This is a genomic window from Pseudomonas sp. App30 (assembly GCF_047947025.1).
Taxonomy (GTDB): Bacteria; Pseudomonadota; Gammaproteobacteria; order Pseudomonadales; family Pseudomonadaceae; genus Aquipseudomonas.
Window position 1 is genome coordinate 3,780,001 of the sequence record NZ_CP133165.1, and the last position, 19,305, is coordinate 3,799,305.

A 19,305-nucleotide genomic window follows, 5' to 3' on the forward strand; every position below is an offset into this window, starting at 1 on the left:
CTTCGGGGAGTCGGCAAACAGACTGTGATCCGGAGATGTCTGAATGGGGGAACCCAGCCATCATAAGATGGTTATCTTGTACTGAATACATAGGTGCAAGAGGCGAACCAGGGGAACTGAAACATCTAAGTACCCTGAGGAAAAGAAATCAACCGAGATTCCCTTAGTAGTGGCGAGCGAACGGGGACCAGCCCTTAAGTGGCTTTGAGATTAGCGGAACGCTCTGGAAAGTGCGGCCATAGTGGGTGATAGCCCTGTACGCGAAAATCTCTTAGTCATGAAATCGAGTAGGACGGAGCACGAGAAACTTTGTCTGAATATGGGGGGACCATCCTCCAAGGCTAAATACTACTGACTGACCGATAGTGAACTAGTACCGTGAGGGAAAGGCGAAAAGAACCCCGGAGAGGGGAGTGAAATAGATCCTGAAACCGTATGCGTACAAGCAGTGGGAGCAGACTTTGTTCTGTGACTGCGTACCTTTTGTATAATGGGTCAGCGACTTATATTCAGTGGCGAGCTTAACCGAATAGGGGAGGCGTAGCGAAAGCGAGTCTTAATAGGGCGTTTAGTCGCTGGGTATAGACCCGAAACCGGGCGATCTATCCATGGGCAGGTTGAAGGTTAGGTAACACTGACTGGAGGACCGAACCGACTACCGTTGAAAAGTTAGCGGATGACCTGTGGATCGGAGTGAAAGGCTAATCAAGCTCGGAGATAGCTGGTTCTCCTCGAAAGCTATTTAGGTAGCGCCTCATGTATCACTGTAGGGGGTAGAGCACTGTTTCGGCTAGGGGGTCATCCCGACTTACCAAACCGATGCAAACTCCGAATACCTACAAGTGCCGAGCATGGGAGACACACGGCGGGTGCTAACGTCCGTCGTGAAAAGGGAAACAACCCAGACCGTCAGCTAAGGTCCCAAAGTCATGGTTAAGTGGGAAACGATGTGGGAAGGCTTAGACAGCTAGGAGGTTGGCTTAGAAGCAGCCACCCTTTAAAGAAAGCGTAATAGCTCACTAGTCGAGTCGGCCTGCGCGGAAGATGTAACGGGGCTCAAACCATGCACCGAAGCTACGGGTATCACCTTTGGGTGATGCGGTAGAGGAGCGTTCTGTAAGCCTGTGAAGGTGAGTTGAGAAGCTTGCTGGAGGTATCAGAAGTGCGAATGCTGACATGAGTAACGACAATGGGTGTGAAAAACACCCACGCCGAAAGACCAAGGTTTCCTGCGCAACGTTAATCGACGCAGGGTTAGTCGGTCCCTAAGGCGAGGCTGAAAAGCGTAGTCGATGGAAAACAGGTTAATATTCCTGTACTTCCGGTTATTGCGATGGAGGGACGGAGAAGGCTAGGCCAGCTTGGCGTTGGTTGTCCAAGTTTAAGGTGGTAGGCTGGAATCTTAGGTAAATCCGGGATTCTAAGGCCGAGAGCTGATGACGAGTTGCCTTTAGGCGACGAAGTGGTTGATGCCATGCTTCCAAGAAAAGCTTCTAAGCTTCAGATAACCGGGAACCGTACCCCAAACCGACACAGGTGGTTGGGTAGAGAATACCAAGGCGCTTGAGAGAACTCGGGTGAAGGAACTAGGCAAAATGGCACCGTAACTTCGGGAGAAGGTGCGCCGGTGAGGGTGAAGGACTTGCTCCGTAAGCCCATGCCGGTCGAAGATACCAGGCCGCTGCGACTGTTTATTAAAAACACAGCACTCTGCAAACACGAAAGTGGACGTATAGGGTGTGACGCCTGCCCGGTGCCGGAAGGTTAATTGATGGGGTTAGCTAACGCGAAGCTCTTGATCGAAGCCCCGGTAAACGGCGGCCGTAACTATAACGGTCCTAAGGTAGCGAAATTCCTTGTCGGGTAAGTTCCGACCTGCACGAATGGCGTAACGATGGCGGCGCTGTCTCCACCCGAGACTCAGTGAAATTGAAATCGCTGTGAAGATGCAGTGTATCCGCGGCTAGACGGAAAGACCCCGTGAACCTTTACTATAGCTTTGCACTGGACTTTGAATTTGCTTGTGTAGGATAGGTGGGAGGCTTTGAAGCGTGGACGCCAGTTCGCGTGGAGCCATCCTTGAAATACCACCCTGGCAACTTTGAGGTTCTAACTCAGGTCCGTTATCCGGATCGAGGACAGTGTATGGTGGGTAGTTTGACTGGGGCGGTCTCCTCCTAAAGAGTAACGGAGGAGTACGAAGGTGCGCTCAGACCGGTCGGAAATCGGTCGTAGAGTATAAAGGCAAAAGCGCGCTTGACTGCGAGACAGACACGTCGAGCAGGTACGAAAGTAGGTCTTAGTGATCCGGTGGTTCTGTATGGAAGGGCCATCGCTCAACGGATAAAAGGTACTCCGGGGATAACAGGCTGATACCGCCCAAGAGTTCATATCGACGGCGGTGTTTGGCACCTCGATGTCGGCTCATCACATCCTGGGGCTGAAGCCGGTCCCAAGGGTATGGCTGTTCGCCATTTAAAGTGGTACGCGAGCTGGGTTTAGAACGTCGTGAGACAGTTCGGTCCCTATCTGCCGTGGACGTTTGAGATTTGAGAGGGGCTGCTCCTAGTACGAGAGGACCGGAGTGGACGAACCTCTGGTGTTCCGGTTGTCACGCCAGTGGCATTGCCGGGTAGCTATGTTCGGAAAAGATAACCGCTGAAAGCATCTAAGCGGGAAACTTGCCTCAAGATGAGATCTCACTGGAACCTTGAGTTCCCTAAAGGGCCGTCGAAGACTACGACGTTGATAGGTTGGGTGTGTAAGCGCTGTGAGGCGTTGAGCTAACCAATACTAATTGCCCGTGAGGCTTGACCATATAACACCCAAGCAATTTGCGTCGAACGACCAGATTGCGGTGTTGTGAAGATGATACGAACCGAAAGTTTGCTGATTCACAAATACCATCACATACCCGATTCGCTGGAATGCCTCCCAAAGGGCATCCTAGCTACAGAATTTCTTGACGACCATAGAGCATTGGAACCACCTGATCCCATCCCGAACTCAGCAGTGAAACGATGCATCGCCGATGGTAGTGTGGGGTTTCCCCATGTGAGAGTAGGTCATCGTCAAGATTAAATTCCGAAACCCCCATCTGCTAACGCAGGTGGGGGTTTTGTCTTTTAGTAGAAGCTCCATCATTTTTGGCTGGAACGTCACTGCGGTGACGGATCGGCACACAGAGTTTCTTGACGACCATAGAGCATTGGAACCACCTGATCCCATCCCGAACTCAGCAGTGAAACGATGCATCGCCGATGGTAGTGTGGGGTTTCCCCATGTGAGAGTAGGTCATCGTCAAGATTGAATTCCGAAACCCCCGTCTGCTAGCGCAGACGGGGGTTTTGTCGTTATGGGCTGCGCAAAATCTTCCGCAGCAGCGGCCCCGCGCAATGGCTGACACCCCATAGGCCCCGGACGCAGCCTTCGGCAGCTGCTACGCGGTACACGGCCGCAGGCCGCGTCATGGCCCCCGCGCAATGGCTGACACCCCAGAGGCCCCGGACGCAGCCTTCGGCAGCTGCTACGCGGTACACGGCACCTGTAGCAGCGGCCGCAGGCCGCGTCATGGACCACGCGCAATGGCTGACATCCCATAGGCCCCGGACGCAGCCTTCGGCAGCTGCTACGGGGACACGGCACCTGTAGCAGCGGCCGCAGGCCGCGTCATGGACCACGCGCAATGGCTGACACCCCATAGGCCCCGGACGCAGCCTTCGGCAGCTGCTACGGGGTACACGGCACTTGTAGCAGCGGCCGCAGGCCGCGTCATGGACCACGCGCAATGGCTGACATCCCATAGGCCCCGTACGCAGCCTTCGGCACCTGTAGTAGCCGCCCCATTCCTTACCCAAACGCCAGGCAAAAAAAAGGGCCCGCGGGACAAGCCCGGGGCCCTCAAAAGGTGAGAGGTGTCTAGTCCCTCGACCTGGTGAGCGGTGTAGCAGCGCGTGGTGGTGAAGGTCAGGCCTTCAGCGGCACCAGGCGTGGAGCAATCATGTTTTCTGGGCGCAGGATGTCTTCCAGGCTGGCTTCGTCCAGCAGGCCTTCCTCACGCACCAGTTCCAGTACGCCGCGGCCGGTTTCCAGCGCGATGCGGGCGATACGGGTGGCGTTCTCGTAGCCGATGTACGGGTTCAGCGCGGTGACCAGGCCGATCGAGTGCTCGACCAGTTCGCGGCAGCGCTTTTCGTTGGCAGTGATGCCGACGATGCAGTGCTCGCGCAGCATGTCCATGGCGCGTTGCAGCAGGCGGATCGAGTCGAAGATCTTGTAGGCGATCAGCGGCTCCATCACGTTCAACTGCAGCTGGCCACCTTCGGCAGCGATGGTCAGGGCCAGGTCGTTGCCCATGATTTCGAAGGCACACATGTTCACGGCCTCCGGGATCACCGGGTTGACCTTGCCTGGCATGATCGAGCTGCCTGGCTGACGCGCTGGCAAGTTGATCTCGTTGATGCCAGTGCGCGGGCCGCTGGACAGCAGGCGCAGGTCGTTGCAGATCTTCGACAGCTTCACCGCGGTGCGCTTGAGCATGCCGGAGAACAGCACGAAGGCACCCATGTCGGAGGTGGCTTCGATCAGGTCGGCAGCCGGTACCAGCGGCTGGCCGCTGATGGTGGCCAGGCGCGATACGGCCAGGGCCTGGTAGCGCGGGTCGGCGTTGATGCCGGTGCCGATGGCGGTACCGCCCAGGTTGACTTCGGTCAGCAGCTCCGGCGCCAGGCTGCGCAGACGGTTGAGGTCTTCGGTCAGCGTGGTGGCGAACGCGTGGAATTCCTGGCCCAGGGTCATCGGTACCGCGTCCTGCAGCTGGGTACGGCCCATCTTCAGTACGTGGGAGAACTCCTGGCCCTTGGCCGAGAAGGCCTGGATCAGGCTGTCGAGGCTGGCCAGCAAGGCGTCGTGACCCAGCAGCAGACCCAGGCGGATCGCGGTAGGGTAGGCGTCGTTGGTCGACTGCGCCATGTTCACGTCGTTGTTGGGGTGCAGGTATTTGTACTCGCCCTTGCTGTGGCCCATGGCCTCCAGCGCGATGTTGGCGATGACTTCGTTGGCATTCATGTTAGTCGAAGTGCCAGCGCCGCCTTGAATCATGTCCACCACGAACTGCTCGTGGAAGTCACCGCGGATCAGGCGAGCACAGGCTTCGCTGATGGCGGCGTGCTTGGCATCGCTGAGGTGGCCCAGCTCGCGGTTGGCGTCGGCAGCGGCCTGTTTGACCATGGCCAGGCCCACGACCAGCTTGGGGTAGTGCGAGATCGGAACGCCCGAGAGGCGGAAGTTGGTAACCGCTCGCAGGGTCTGGATGCCGTAGTACGCTTCAGCGGGGACTTCGAGAACGCCAAGCAGGTCTTTTTCGATGCGCGGTGATGCAGCGGAGGACATGATAGAGATAATCTCAATGTGGACCCGGCATGTGCCGGAACGCTGCCAATGCTAGGCTTGTGACCAATCGTCGGCCAATGCTGTTAGACACTGCCCTATGCATAAACGGCATAATAGGTCGTGTGACGCATCAGTCGTCCAGAACGTAAGGCGCCCCGGAGGTCGCTGATGAATCTTGAGAGTAAATGGCTGGAGGACTTCAGTGCCCTGGCCGCCACCCGCAGCTTTTCCCAGGCTGCGGAGCGCCGTTTTGTCACGCAGCCCGCGTTTAGCCGCAGAATCCGCAGCCTTGAGGCTGCCCTGGGGCTGCAATTGGTCAACCGCTCGCGCACGCCCATCGAGCTGACGGCGGCTGGCCAGCTGTTCCTGGTGACCGCGAGAACCGTGGTGGAACAATTGGGCGAAGTCTTGCGTCATTTGCATCACTTGGAGGGCGGGCAGGGCGAGGTCATGCAGGTGGCTGCCGCCCACTCCCTGGCCCTGGGCTTCTTCCCCAGTTGGATCGCGCAGCTGCGTAATGAAGGCCTGAACATCGCCACGCGGCTGGTGGCCACCAACGTCGGTGACGCCGTGCATGCTTTGCGCGAAGGTGGCTGCGACCTGATGCTGGCCTTCTATGACCCGGACGCCGCGTTACAGATGGACGCCGAGATTTTCCCGTCGTTGCACCTGGGGCACACCGAAATGATCCCGGTCTGCGCCGTGGGGCCGGACGGCAAGCCGCTGTACGACCTGGAACACGACATCAGTTTTCCTCTATTGGGTTACAGCGCCGGCGCCTTCCTGGGCCGCTCGGTGAACCTGCTGCTGCGCCAGCGCAACCTGCGCTACACCACGGTGTATGAGACCGCCATGGCCGATAGCCTCAAGAGCATGGCCCTGGAAGGCCTGGGCATTGCCTGGGTGCCGCACCTGAGCGCCAAGGCCGAGCTCAAGCGGGGCGAGCTGGTAGTGTGCGGCGGCCCGCAGTGGCACGTGCCACTGGAGATTCGCCTGTACCGCTGCGCACTGGTGAGGAAGGCCAATGTGCGCCTGCTGTGGCGCAAGCTGGAGGGCGGCGCGGCTGCGGGATAACTCGCCATGCGATTGAGCTTTGAATAATGATCCCTTAGGCTTGCGCGCTACATGGATAGCCGGCCTGATTCGAAGGCCGCAAAGGATTGATGAATGGCAAGCTTCTACGACTACTTCAAAGAAAATATGGAAAGCATGGGGCTGCCGGCGCCCGAATCGCTATTCGGTACCTTATCGGCGGCAGTAGGGACTGCTTCGACCCTACTTACCCAGATTGACAAGTTTGGCAAGACGGTCACCCTGGGTGAGTTGATCAGTGCAGGGACCCGTCTGGAAAAGCTGGCGGTAATCGGTGCCTGTTCAGCCGCGTTTTACGTCGGCGCGGTCATTGGCAGTATCGCTGTTGCCACAGGCCGAAGCTTGTCGGGCGGCCTCTCGATTGCCGATGTTCTGGCCATTGCACGCGACAATAATCTGGAGCGACATTGGCTGAGCGCATGCCTCATCAAATTTCCTGGTGTGTACAAGCCTCAATTACCAGGCCGCCGGCATTATCTCAACGCCAAGGTTGTCGTATGAAGGACTCGATATTTCTAGTGGTCGCCGCGTCAGTCGTCGCCGTCTTGGCCTGGGGTTTTTGGCATAACCTGGGAACCGATGGATTTGCGCTACTGAACACGATCGCGTTGGTGGCCTTGGCCGGTGATAACTTCAGATTGCGTCGCCAACTTAAACGCCAGCCTTGAGCTGGCATTCGCTGCCCGCAAATCGCTGGTTTCGGATTGACTTTTAAGTCAGTAAAACCGCGGTTTTCAGCGCTGATAGAAGGTCTATTTATCCGCGATCTTTGCGGTATACTGCGCGGCCTTCGGTCGGTTTTGCCGGCCATAATTCGCATAACAAGCCACGCCGGTTTTCCTGCGTGGCTTGTTGTTTTTTGACGCGCCTGCGGGCGCCCAAGAGAAGAGGCTCGACGATGAGTGCACTGGTTGGCGTGATCATGGGCTCCAAGTCCGATTGGTCCACCCTTAGCCACACCGCCGATATGCTGGACAAGCTCGGTATTCCGTACGAAGTCACCGTGGTCTCGGCCCACCGTACGCCCGATTTGCTGTTCCAGTATGCCGAGGAAGCGGAAGGCCGCGGAATCGAAGTGATCATCGCCGGTGCCGGTGGCGCTGCCCACCTGCCAGGCATGTGCGCGGCCAAGACCCACCTGCCGGTGCTGGGCGTACCGGTGCAGTCCTCCATGCTCTCGGGCGTCGATTCGCTGCTGTCCATCGTGCAGATGCCGGCCGGCGTCCCGGTCGCCACCCTGGCCATCGGCAAGGCCGGCGCCATCAACGCCGCGCTGCTGTCGGCCAGCATCCTGGGCGCCAAGCACCCGCAATTCCACGCCGTGCTCAAGCAATTCCGCACTGAACAGACAGATAGCGTGCTGGAAAATCCAGACCCGCGTCAGGCCTGAGGCTCTTTCATGAAGATCGGTGTTATCGGTGGCGGCCAGCTGGGCCGCATGTTGGCCCTGGCGGGTACGCCGCTGGGTATGAACTTCGCTTTCCTGGACCCGGCGCCGGATGCCTGCGCCGCGCCCCTGGGCGAGCACCTGCGTGCCGACTACGGCGACCAGGACCACCTGCGCCAGCTGGCTGACGAAGTCGACCTGGTGACCTTCGAGTTCGAAAGCGTGCCGGCCGAGACCGTGGCGTTCCTGTCGCAGTTCGTGCCGGTATACCCGAGCGCCAACGCCCTGCGCATCGCCCGCGACCGCTGGTTCGAAAAGAGCATGTTCAAGGACCTGGGCGTGCCTACGCCGACGTTCGCCGACATCCAGTCGCAAGCCGACCTGGACGCCGCCGTAGCCAGCATCGGCCTGCCGGCCGTGCTCAAGACCCGCACCCTGGGTTACGACGGCAAGGGCCAGAAAGTGCTGCGTAGCCAGGCTGACGTCGAAGGCACCTTCGCCGAGCTGGGCAGCGTGCCATGCCTGCTGGAAGGCTTCGTGCCGTTCACCGGCGAAGTGTCGCTGATTGCCGTGCGCGCCCGCGACGGCGAGACCCGCTTCTACCCGCTGGTGCACAACACCCACGACAGCGGCATCCTGCGCCTGTCCGTGGCCAGCACCGACCACCCGTTGCAGGCTTTGGCCGAAGACTATGCCGGGCGCGTGCTCAAGCACCTGGACTACGTCGGCGTGCTGGCCTTCGAGTTCTTCGAGGTGGACGGTGGCCTGAAGGCCAACGAGATCGCCCCGCGCGTGCACAACTCCGGGCACTGGACCATCGAGGGCGCCGAGTGCAGCCAGTTCGAGAACCACCTGCGCGCCGTGGCTGGCCTGCCGCTGGGTTCGACCGCCAAGGTCGGCGAAAGCGCCATGCTCAACTTCATCGGTGAAGTGCCGCCTGTGGATAAGGTCATCGCCATCGACGACTGCCACCTGCATCACTACGGCAAGGCCTTCAAGGCTGGCCGCAAGGTGGGCCACGCCACCCTGCGCAGCGCCGACATGGCCACCCTGCAGCAACAGATCAAGGCAGTCGAAGCCCTGATCGGCGCCTGACAGGGAACCATCCTCCCCGCTGAGCCCTCTGATTGCAGGAAGCCAAAGCGCAACTAGGCTTTGGCTAATGCAGTCAATCAGAGGGTTTCACATGGGCATCATCGGCACCATCTTCATCGGCCTCATCGTTGGCTTGCTGGCACGCTTCCTCAAGCCCGGCGACGACAGCATGGGCTGGATCATGACCATCCTGCTGGGCATCGGCGGCTCCCTGGTAGCCACCTATGGAGGCCAGGCGCTGGGCATCTACCAGGCGGGTCAGGCAGCGGGCTTCATCGGTGCGGTGATCGGCGCGATCGTCCTGCTGGTGATCTACGGCATGATCAAGAAAAACGACTGACAATCGCCCAATGGCCCTCTCCGCTGGCACCTGGAGAGGGCTAGAATGCCCGACTCATTTTGTGTCGAGGCCCTTCATGCGCCGTATTCTTCTTGCCACCCTGCTCGTCTTCAGCGGCCTTGTTCACGCCGCGGAAAAACTCCCGGAAACCGACTGGCTGTCGCTCATGCCCAAGTCGGACCAGAAGGCCCTGGAGGCCATGCCGGAGATCACCCACAACACCCCAGAGGGCGACGGCAACTTCACCCACAAGGGCGGCCTGAAGCAGAGCAAGGGCCTGCCGGCGGTGATGTATTCGACCAAGACCGTGCCCGAGATGGATGGCAAGAACATCCGCATCGGCGGCTACCCAGTGCCCCTGGAGACCGACGCCAAGGGCCGTGCCACGGCGTTCTTCCTGGTGCCGTACCCAGGCGCCTGCATCCACGTGCCGCCACCGCCGCCGAACCAGATGATCCTGATTCGCTACCCCAAGGGCTTGAAGCTGGATGACATCTACACGCCGCTGTGGGCGATCGGCACGCTGAAAGTGGAGAAGGTCAGTAACGATATGGCCGACGCGGCCTACGCGATGGACGCATCGAAAGTGCGAGTAGTCGTAGAGTCCGACCTCTAACCCGTAGCAGCTGCCGCAGGCTGCGTCCCAGGCACCACGGTCGGGGCCGGACGCCGCCTGCGGCAGCTGCTACGGGGAGGTGTCAGAGCTTTTCGCTGACTACGGTGACGCCCAGGGTGTGCTCGGCACCTGGCAGCAACACCACCACGTCATCCATCACATTGGCGGTCTCGATGCACAGCATGCGCTGCCAGCCATCATCGGCCATGTCGTCGAGCTTCAACGCACGATCGATCCACGGGTTCCAGATGACCGCAGCGTTCGAGCCGCTGCTGGTCAGGCGCACGCGACGCTTCCAGACCGGGTCGACGATGGTCAGTTGCGCCGGCACCTGCTGGTAGATGCGGTCGGTTTCACCGGCAAAGCGCAGCTCGCTGGCCTGCTCGCGTACCTGCCAGTCTTCCAGGGTCTCGATGTACTTCAGGCCCGCCACGCCTTCCACATGCACGTCGCGCACGTCACTCACGGCGAAGTAGCTGTGCAGCGCCTGGCTGATGGTGACGGGCTCGTCGCCCAGGTTGGTGCTGGTCAGGCTGATGCCCAGGTGGTCGCCCAGCACGATGCTCAGCTTCAACGCCACCTTGTGCGGCCAGCCCGGCAGCTTGCCTTCGGCCTCGGGCAGGGTGAAGTCGATGCGCAGGTTGTCATCGGTGGCGCTGTCGATGCCGTGTAGCTGCCAGTCCATGGCCCGCACCAGGCCGTGGGTGGGCGCGGGCTCGGCCTTGTACATGGCCTGCACCGACTGCGGGTTGCGGGCGAAGATGCCGAACCACGGCCAGCACACCGGCACGCCGGCGCGCACGGGCGTGCCGTGCTTGAATACCGCCTTGTCGTTGAGCCATATCAGCGGCTGTTCGCCATCGCGTTGATAACTGAGGATCTGCGCGCCCTGTTGGGCGACCAGCAGTTCGGCACCGCTGTGGCTGATGCGCCAGCAGTTCAATTCATCCAGTTTGACCGACTCGACCTGGGGGGTAGACATGCGCAGTTCTCGCTTCCAATCCAATAGATATGCAGTTGACCCTGAAACAGCCGCCGAGTTTTCCGGCACTCAGCGCCGCGGCGGTACCGAACGGGTACGCCCGCTGCCGTCGATGGCCACGAACACGAATACTGCCTCGGTTACCTTGCGCCATTCGCTGGACAGCGGATCGTCGCTCCACACCTCGACCATCATCTGGATCGAGCTGCGGCCGATCTCCAGGGTCTGGGTATAGAAAGACAATTGCGCGCCCACTGCAACGGGTACCAGGAAGGCCATGCGATCGATGGCCACGGTAGCCACGCGGCCACCGGCGACTTTGCTGGCCATGGCGGTGCCGGCCAGGTCCATCTGCGCGACCAGCCAGCCACCGAAGATATCGCCGAAACCGTTGGTTTCACGGGGCAATGCGGTGATCTGCAAGGCGAGATCGCCTTGTGGGATAGGATCTTCTTGTTCGAGTTCAATCATGCCTGGGGTGCCTCTGACCCAAAAACTCTCAATAGCGTTGGCGTAATACGATGACGCCTCATATAAAACGATTCAGCTTCATACTACGCTGCTTTCGCCGGTAGAGGCGCTCCAAGGGTAACTCTGCGAAATCGGCTACCGCATATAGCGACGTTTTCGCACAAATACCTTGTAACCAAACAGAAAATTCCTACAGACGCGCAGTATATAGCGCGATAACAGTAGCGACGACCGTCCAAGTCTCACTTGGCGCTGGAAAACCACGATCAATGTGCTTTTTCGAGCAATTTGCTATCGTGCCCCACCTGCCAGCCGCAAGCAGCCCTGGTGAGGGTTGCCGTAATGCCTATAAGAGAAGCCATAGACATGACCTCCGTGCCATCGAGTCACGCGCAACCGGCGCGCCCCTTGACCCGCAACGACTACAAGACCTTGTCGCTTTCCGCCCTGGGCGGTGCGCTGGAGTTCTACGATTTCATTATTTTCGTGTTCTTCGCCACCGTGGTGGGCAAATTATTCTTCCCCGCCGACATGCCCGAATGGCTACGCCTGATGCAGACCTTCGGCATTTTCGCCGCTGGCTACCTGGCACGCCCCCTGGGCGGCATTGTCATGGCGCACTTCGGTGACCTGCTGGGCCGCAAGAAGATGTTCACCCTGAGCATCTTCATGATGGCCGTGCCGACCCTGATCATGGGCCTGCTCCCTACCTACGCGCAGATCGGCCTGTGGGCGCCCATCCTGCTGCTGTTGATGCGCGTCATCCAAGGCGCGGCCATTGGCGGCGAAGTACCCGGGGCCTGGGTGTTCGTTTCCGAACACGTGCCGGCGCGCCACGTGGGCTACGCCTGCGGCACCCTGACCTCGGGCCTGACGGCGGGTATCCTGCTCGGCTCCCTGGTGGCCACCCTGATCAACAGCCTCTACAGCGCTGCCGAAGTCTCGGACTACGCCTGGCGCATTCCGTTCCTGCTGGGCGGTGTATTCGGCCTGATGTCGGTGTACCTGCGCCGCTGGCTGCACGAAACCCCGGTGTTCGCCGAGCTGCAGCAGCGCAAGGCGCTGGCCGAGGAAATTCCCCTGCGCGCGGTGCTGCGCGACCACCGCGGCGCCATCGCCGTGTCGATGCTGCTGACCTGGCTGCTGTCGGCCGGCATCGTGGTGGTGATCCTGATGACCCCCACCGTGCTGCAGACCGTGTACGGCTTCTCGCCTTCGGTGGCGCTGCAGGCCAACAGCCTGGCCATCGTCTTCCTCAGCATCGGCTGCGTGTGCGCCGGCGCCCTGGCCGACCGCCTGGGCGCCGGCCGGGTGTTCGTGGGCGGCAGCCTGGCGCTGCTGGCCAGCTCCTGGGTGTTCTACCACAGCCTGCACGCGCACCCCGAGTGGCTGTTCCCGCTGTACGCGCTGACCGGCCTGTTCGTGGGCACCATCGGCGCCGTGCCCTACGTGATGGTCAAGGCGTTCCCGGCGGTGGTGCGTTTTACCGGCTTGTCGTTCTCCTACAACCTGGCGTACGCCATCTTCGGTGGCCTGACGCCGATGATCGTGACGCTGCTGCTGAAATCCGACCCCATGGGCCCGGCTTATTATGTTGCAGGGATTTGCATGATCGGCCTCTTCGTTGGCCTCTACCTGCTGGCAAAAAAACGCTGAACTTCCCGTAGCAGCGGCCCCTAGGCCGCGTCCCAGGCGCCGCGCAGGTGCAGGCTCGGCGCTGGGACGCTGGACGCGGCCTACGGGCCGCTGCTACGGGGTTGCGCCCTGCAACATGCGGTAATGGCCAGTCATCCGGCTGTCATAATCCGTACATAGAATGTTCATATGGGCTACCGATACTGCGCCCGACCCCATTCGAACAACCTATTTCCAGGACTCACCCCATGACAATCAAGCGTTTGATGGCCGCGATCAGCTTCGTCGCCGCGGGTGCCGTCACCGTCCAGGCCCATGCCGCCGTCGACCCTGCGATTCCTGCCTACGTGAAGACCACCGGCGTCTCGGGCAACCTGTCCAGCGTCGGCTCCGACACCCTGGCCAACCTCATGACCCTGTGGGCCGAGGCGTTCAAGAAGGAATACCCCAACTTAAATATCCAGATCCAGGCGGCCGGCTCGTCCACCGCGCCACCCGCGCTGACCGAGGGCACCGCCAACTTCGGCCCCATGAGCCGTCGCATGAAGGATGTTGAACTGCAGGCCTTCGAACAGAAGTACGGCTACAAGCCCACGGCTATTCCGGTTGCGGTGGATGCCCTGGCGGTGTTCGTGCACAAGGACAACCCCATCGAGCACCTGACCATGGAGCAGGTGGACGCGATTTTCTCCGCCACCCGCCTGTGTGGTGCCAAGGCCGACGTGAAAACCTGGGGTGACCTGGGCGTGACCGGGGACCTGGCCACCAAGCCGGTGCAGCTGTTCGGCCGCAACTCGGTGTCAGGCACCTACGGTTACTTCAAGGAAGAGGCGCTGTGCAAGGGTGACTACAAGCCCAACGTCAACGAGCAGCCCGGCTCGGCCTCGGTGGTGCAGTCCATCAGCAGCTCGCTCAACGGCATCGGCTATTCGGGCATCGGCTACAAGACTGCCAGCGTGAAGACCGTGGCCCTGGCCAAGAAAGGCACCACCAACTTCGTCGAGGACACCGAGGAGAATGCCCTGAACGGCAAATACCCGCTGTCGCGCTTCCTGTTCCTGTACGTCAACAAGGCGCCGAACAAGCCCCTGCCGCCCATGGAAGCCGAATTCGTCAAGCTGGTGCTGTCACAATCCGGTCAGCAAGTCGTGGTAAAAGATGGTTACATCCCGTTACCAGCCAAGGTCGCTGCCAAAGCATTGGCAGATCTGGGGCTGAGTGAAGGCGCAAAGTAAGTAGAATGTCTGGCGGGCCCGTTCTAGAGGGCTCGCTTAACGATTCACCTGGTGTACTGCCCAGCCTGCCTGGGCGGTAGACCTTGTTGCGTCAATTCACTGTCATGTTTCTGTAATACGAGGCCGCTAGGGTGTGCGCATGAATGATCTGGCCAACTCTCCAATGACCCCGCGCAAACCCCCGGAGCGCATTGACTTCAACACCCCGGAGCTGGTGCGCAAGCGCAAGCTGCGGGCGCTCAAGGACCACCTTTCCCGCTGGTTTGTACTGGTGGGCGGCTTGGCCGTGCTCGCGGCCATCACCCTGATTTTCTTCTACCTCGCCTACGTGGTGCTGCCGCTGTTCAAGGGCGCCGAACTGACGGTGAAGGCGCCGATCGCCCCCGCCTGGATGCAGGACGCCGGCAAGCCGCTGATGATTGCCCTGGAAGAACAGAACCAGGTGGGCATGCGCGTTTCCGATCGCGGCCAGGCGCTGTTCTTCAGCACCCGCGACGGCAGCGAACTCAAGCGCGTGGACCTGCCGTTGCCGCCCGGCGTCACCGTGGCTTCCATCGGCGAAGACCAGCCCGGCAGCTCGCTGGTGATCCTGGGCCTGTCCAACGGCCAGTCGATGATCTTCCGTCACACCTACAAGGTGACGTACCCCGACGGGCACAAGACCATTACCCCGAACATCGAGTTTCCCTACGGGCCGACGCTGCTGACCCTGGACGACCAGGGCCGGGCCCTGGAACACGTCAACCTCAGCGCCACTGACGACACCCTGATCGTCGCCGGTTCCACTGGGCCGCAGCTGCATGTGCTGTCGTTGACCAAGTCGGAGAACATGCTGACGGGCGACACCGAGACCACCCAGGCCGCCATCGAACTCCCGCAGATGACCGAGCAGGTCAAGGCCATCTTCGTCGACCCGCGCCAGCAGTGGCTGTACGTGATCAATGGCCGCGCCCAGGCCGACGTGTTCAGCCTGCGCGACAAGAGCCTCAATGGCCGCTACAAGCTGCTGGAAGACGCCAACGCCGAAATCACCGCCAGCACCCAGCTGGTGGGCGGCATCTCGCTGATCGTCGGCACCTCCAAGGGCGGCCTGGCGCAGTGGTTCATGGCCCGCGACCCTGATGGCGAGCCGCGCCTCAAGCACATCCGCGACTTCCAGATGGGCAGCGCGCCTATCGTCGATATCACCGCCGAGCAGCGCCGCAAGGGCTTCATCGCCGTCAACGCGGTGGGCCAGCTGGGCGTGTTCCACAGCACCGCGCACCGCACCCTGCTGGTCCAGCAGGTGGCACAGGGCCCGGGCGTGCTGGCGCTGTCGCCGCGTGCCAACCGCATCATGGTCGAGGAGGGCGGGCGCCTGGTGCCCATGGTTCTGCTCAACCCGCACCCGGAGGTGTCCTGGAGCGCGCTGTGGGAAAAGGTCTGGTACGAAAACTATGACGAGCCCAAGTACGTCTGGCAGTCCACTGCCGCCACGTCGGACTTCGAGCCCAAGCTGAGCCTGTCGCCGCTGACCTTCGGCACCCTGAAGGCGGCGTTCTACGCCATGTTCCTGGCCGCGCCGCTGGCCGTCGCCGCCGCGATCTACACCGCCTATTTCATGGCCCCGGGCCTGCGCCGCAAGGTCAAGCCGGTGATCGAGCTGATGGAGGCCATGCCTACGGTAATCCTCGGCTTCTTCGCCGGGCTGTTCCTGGCGCCGTACCTGGAAGGGCACCTGCCGGGCATCTTCAGCCTGCTGATGCTCACGCCCATCGGTATCCTGGTGGCCGGTTTCGCCTGGAGCCGGATGCCGGAGTCCATTCGCTTGCGGGTGCCCGATGGCTGGGAAAGCGCGATCCTGGTGCCGGTCATCCTGCTGGTGGGCTGGGGCTCGCTGGCCATGAGCCCGCACCTGGAAGCCTGGTTCTTCGGCGGCGACATGCGCCTGTGGATCAGCAACGACCTGGGCATTACCTATGACCAGCGCAACGCTCTGGTGGTGGGCCTGGCCATGGGCTTCGCGGTGATCCCCAACATCTACTCCATCGCCGAGGACGCCGTGTTCAGCGTGCCGCGCAGCCTCACCCTGGGCTCGCTGGCGCTGGGTGCCACGCCCTGGCAGACCCTGACGCGCGTGGTGCTGCTCACCGCCAGCCCCGGTATCTTCTCGGCGCTGATGATTGGCATGGGCCGCGCCGTGGGCGAGACCATGATCGTGCTGATGGCCACCGGCAACACGCCGGTGATGGAGATGAACCTGTTCGAGGGGATGCGCACCCTGGCCGCCAACGTGGCGGTGGAAATGCCCGAGTCGGAGGTGGGTAGCAGCCACTACCGCGTGCTGTTCCTGGCCGCACTGGTGCTGCTGATGTTCACCTTCGTGATGAATACCCTGGCCGAGCTGATTCGCCAGCGTCTTCGCAAGAAATACTCGTCGCTTTAGTAGAAAGGTAGCGATCCGTGAAAAAGGATTCTCTCAAGGGCTGGTTCAAGAGTGGCTCGCCCGGCGTCTGGCTCAGCGGTGGCGCGGTGTCCATCGCCGTGATCATGACCGTCGGCCTGCTCTCGGTGCTGGCCGTGCGCGGCCTGGGCCACTTCTGGCCGGCCGACCTGGTGCGCGCCAGCTACAACGTGCCCGGCCAGCCGCCCCAGTTGCTGATTGGCGAAGTGGTGCAGCGCGACGAAGTGCCCCGCGCGCAACTGGCCGGCGCCGGCCTGCCGGTGCCCAAGGAAGGCCCGGAGTTCATGACCCGCGAGCTGATCAAGGTCGGCAACCGCGACATCAACGGCGCTGACTTCATGTGGGTGGTGGGCGACTGGCTGCAGGACCAGAGCAAGCCGCCGGAGCTGGTGAGCGTCGAGCGCCGCGAGTGGGGCAACTTCATCGGCTACCTGCTGGACGTCAAGGAGAACGGCAAGGTGGTCGCCGAGGGCGACGCCGTGTTCAATGAGTTCTACCCGCGCCTGGACCGCGTGAAAGACCTGGCGCGCCAGCTCAACCGCCTGGAGAAGGGCGAGATCGGCTCCATCAATGCCCAGCTCGAGCGCATCCGCCTGCATGGCCGCAAGCTGGAGCTGGAGCACCGCCTGGACGCCACCGCCCAGGCCGACATGGACGCCGAGCGTGCCGCGCTCAAGGGTCAGTACCAGGACATCGAATCGCGCCTGGGTGACCTGCACCAGGCCATCGAGCGCGACAGCATCACCGTGCGCGACGTCAACGGCAAGGTCCTGGAAATCAGCATGGGCAAGGTGCTGCACGCCTACCAGCCGAACAACATGGGCCTGTTCAAGAAGCTGTATTACTACGGCATGAAGGTCTGGGAGTTCCTGACCCAGGACCCGCGCGAGGCCAACACCGAAGGCGGCGTGTTCCCGGCCATCTTCGGCACGGTGATGATGACCCTGATCATGGCCATGATCGTTACCCCGTTCGGCGTGCTGGCGGCGGTGTACCTACGTGAATATGCGCGCCAGGGGCCCATGACCCGGCTTATCCGCATTGCCGTGAACAACCTGGCCGGCGTACCGGCTATCGTTTACGGTGTGTTTGGCCTGGGCTTCTTCGTCTACGTGCTGGGTGGCTCCCTGGACCGCCTGTTCTTCCCCGAGGCACTGCCGGCACCGACCTTCGGTACGCCCGGCCTGCTGTGGGCCTCGCTGACCCTGGCGCTGCTGGCCGTGCCGGTGGTCATCGTGGCCACCGAGGAAGGCCTGGCGCGCATCCCGCTGAGCCTGCGCGAAGGTTCGCTGGCGCTGGGCGCCACCAAGGCCGAGACGCTGTGGAAGATCGTGCTGCCCATGGCCAGCCCGGCGATGATGACCGGCATGATCCTGGCCGTGGCCCGTGCCGCAGGCGAAGTAGCCCCGCTGATGCTGGTGGGTGTGGTGAAGATGGCGCCGTCGCTGCCGTTGAACGGGGTGTACCCGTACCTGCACCTGGACCAGAAGATCATGCACCTGGGCTTCCATATTTACGACGTCGGCTTCCAGAGCCCCAACGTCGAGGCCGCACGCCCGCTGGTGTATGCCACGGCGTTGCTGCTGGTGCTGGTGATTGCCGCGCTGAACCTGTCGGCCGTCGCCCTTCGTAACCACTTGCGCGAGAAGTACAAGGCGCTGGACAACTGACCGTCCCCCCTTGGCACTCGCCAGCCGCCCCCTCGATGCGAGGCGGGCGGCTCAACCAACGCACTGAACGCGTAGGGAGCCACCCATGCAGCAAGACCCCAACACCCCCGGTGGCATCAGCCTTTCCGCCATCGGCCGCAAGCGCCAGGGCCTGAGCATGGCCAACGAGACCGTGGCCATCCAGGTGCCCGGCCTGAACCTGTTCTACGGCAACAAGCAGGCGCTGTTCGACGTCTCCCTGGACATCCCCAAGCAGCGCGTCACCGCCTTCATCGGCCCGTCGGGCTGCGGCAAGTCAACCTTGCTGCGCACCTTCAACCGCATGAATGACCTGGTGGACGGCTGCCGCGTGGAAGGTGAGATCAACCTCGACGGCCACAACATCTACCGCAAGGGCGAGGACGTGGCCGAGTTGCGCCGCCGCGTGGGCATGGTGTTCCAGAAGCCCAACCCATTCCCCAAGACCATCTACGAGAACGTGGTCTACGGCCTGCGCATCCAGGGCGTGAACAAGAAGCGCGTGCTCGACGAGGCGGTGGAGTGGGCGCTGAAGGCCTCGGCGCTGTGGGACGAGGTCAAGGACCGCCTGCACGAGTCGGCCCTGGGCCTGTCCGGCGGCCAGCAGCAGCGCCTGGTGATCGCCCGTACCATTGCGGTGGAGCCGCAGGTATTGTTGCTCGATGAGCCTTGTTCGGCACTTGATCCGATTTCAACGTTGAAAGTTGAGGAACTGATCTACGAACTGAAATCCAAATACACCATTGTGATCGTGACACACAACATGCAGCAGGCTGCCCGGGTGTCCGATTACACGGCGTTCATGTACATGGGCAAGCTGGTGGAGTTCGGCGACACCGACACTCTGTTCACCAACCCTGCGAAAAAACAGACCGAGGACTACATCACCGGTCGGTATGGCTAGAGGTAGCTGCAAGCTTGCAGTTTCAC

The 19,305-nt window shown here is 61.4% G+C and carries 14 protein-coding genes and 3 rRNA genes (1 of these 17 only partly in view); 14 read left to right on the forward strand and 3 right to left on the reverse strand.

From position 1 onward, the window contains the following. From RAM80_RS17665 to rrf (RAM80_RS17675), 3 genes are all read left to right on the forward strand, one after another. Window positions 1–2,818: ribosomal RNA gene (locus RAM80_RS17665) — 23S ribosomal RNA — on the forward strand (it extends 75 nt beyond the left edge of the window). A 143-nt stretch (window positions 2,819–2,961) separates the two neighbouring features. After that, window positions 2,962–3,077: ribosomal RNA gene (gene rrf, locus RAM80_RS17670) — 5S ribosomal RNA — on the forward strand. A 113-nt stretch (window positions 3,078–3,190) separates the two neighbouring features. Continuing rightward, window positions 3,191–3,306 (forward strand): 5S ribosomal RNA (rrf, locus tag RAM80_RS17675). A 660-nt stretch (window positions 3,307–3,966) separates the two neighbouring features. Here rrf (RAM80_RS17675) and RAM80_RS17680 read toward each other — a convergent pair. Next, the gene (locus tag RAM80_RS17680; RefSeq protein ID WP_416421770.1) at window positions 3,967–5,391 is read right to left on the reverse strand and encodes an aspartate ammonia-lyase; all 1,425 of its coding nucleotides are present in this window, start codon (window positions 5,389–5,391) and stop codon (window positions 3,967–3,969) included. A 168-nt stretch (window positions 5,392–5,559) separates the two neighbouring features. Between RAM80_RS17680 and RAM80_RS17685 the strand changes: the two genes are divergently transcribed. The 6 genes from RAM80_RS17685 (at window position 5,560) to RAM80_RS17710 (ending at window position 9,921) form a co-directional block, all read left to right on the forward strand. Next, the gene (locus RAM80_RS17685) at window positions 5,560–6,465 is read left to right on the forward strand and encodes a LysR substrate-binding domain-containing protein (protein ID WP_416421771.1); all 906 of its coding nucleotides are present in this window, start codon (window positions 5,560–5,562) and stop codon (window positions 6,463–6,465) included. A 93-nt stretch (window positions 6,466–6,558) separates the two neighbouring features. Beyond that, entirely contained in the window at window positions 6,559–6,984 is a 426-nt protein-coding gene (locus tag RAM80_RS17690) for a hypothetical protein (protein WP_416421772.1), read from the forward strand. Window positions 6,985–7,381: 397 nt separating this feature from the next. Beyond that, a complete protein-coding gene (gene purE / locus RAM80_RS17695; protein WP_416421773.1) occupies window positions 7,382–7,873 on the forward strand; it encodes a 5-(carboxyamino)imidazole ribonucleotide mutase in 492 nt (163 codons plus the stop codon). A 9-nt stretch (window positions 7,874–7,882) separates the two neighbouring features. Then, window positions 7,883–8,965, forward strand: a complete 1,083-nt coding sequence (locus tag RAM80_RS17700; protein WP_027980846.1) for a 5-(carboxyamino)imidazole ribonucleotide synthase — start codon at window positions 7,883–7,885, stop codon at window positions 8,963–8,965. Window positions 8,966–9,056: 91 nt separating this feature from the next. Further along, the gene (locus RAM80_RS17705; RefSeq protein ID WP_416427510.1) at window positions 9,057–9,305 is read left to right on the forward strand and encodes a GlsB/YeaQ/YmgE family stress response membrane protein; all 249 of its coding nucleotides are present in this window, start codon (window positions 9,057–9,059) and stop codon (window positions 9,303–9,305) included. A 76-nt stretch (window positions 9,306–9,381) separates the two neighbouring features. Next, window positions 9,382–9,921: a DUF3299 domain-containing protein gene (locus RAM80_RS17710; RefSeq protein ID WP_416421774.1), complete on the forward strand. Its 540-nt coding sequence runs from the start codon at window positions 9,382–9,384 to the stop codon at window positions 9,919–9,921. 82 nt (window positions 9,922–10,003) lie between these two features. Here RAM80_RS17710 and RAM80_RS17715 read toward each other — a convergent pair whose 3' ends face one another. Together RAM80_RS17715 and RAM80_RS17720 are read right to left on the reverse strand one after the other, a co-directional pair. Beyond that, window positions 10,004–10,903 (reverse strand): D-hexose-6-phosphate mutarotase, encoded by a 900-nt coding sequence (locus RAM80_RS17715; RefSeq protein WP_416421775.1) that lies wholly within the window; start codon window positions 10,901–10,903, stop codon window positions 10,004–10,006. Between the two features lie 69 nt (window positions 10,904–10,972). Next, on the reverse strand, window positions 10,973–11,374 hold the full coding sequence (locus RAM80_RS17720; protein WP_008366910.1) for an acyl-CoA thioesterase: 402 nt from the start codon (window positions 11,372–11,374) through the stop codon (window positions 10,973–10,975). 366 nt (window positions 11,375–11,740) lie between these two features. Here RAM80_RS17720 and RAM80_RS17725 point away from each other — a divergent pair, with 366 nt between their 5' ends. From RAM80_RS17725 to pstB, 5 genes are all read left to right on the forward strand, one after another. Then, window positions 11,741–13,030, forward strand: a complete 1,290-nt coding sequence (locus tag RAM80_RS17725; protein WP_416421776.1) for an MFS transporter — start codon at window positions 11,741–11,743, stop codon at window positions 13,028–13,030. A gap of 227 nt (window positions 13,031–13,257) precedes the next feature. After that, complete coding sequence (locus RAM80_RS17730) at window positions 13,258–14,244, forward strand: phosphate ABC transporter substrate-binding protein PstS (RefSeq protein ID WP_416421777.1); 987 nt, start codon at window positions 13,258–13,260, stop codon at window positions 14,242–14,244. 391 nt (window positions 14,245–14,635) lie between these two features. After that, entirely contained in the window at window positions 14,636–16,669 is a 2,034-nt protein-coding gene (locus RAM80_RS17735; protein WP_416427511.1) for an ABC transporter permease subunit, read from the forward strand. Between the two features lie 17 nt (window positions 16,670–16,686). Continuing rightward, window positions 16,687–18,357 (forward strand): phosphate ABC transporter permease PstA, encoded by a 1,671-nt coding sequence (gene pstA, locus RAM80_RS17740; protein WP_416421778.1) that lies wholly within the window; start codon window positions 16,687–16,689, stop codon window positions 18,355–18,357. A gap of 85 nt (window positions 18,358–18,442) precedes the next feature. Continuing rightward, window positions 18,443–19,279, forward strand: coding sequence for a phosphate ABC transporter ATP-binding protein PstB (pstB, locus tag RAM80_RS17745; protein ID WP_416421779.1), 837 nt, complete (start codon window positions 18,443–18,445; stop codon window positions 19,277–19,279). Window positions 19,280–19,305 lie beyond the last annotated feature (26 nt).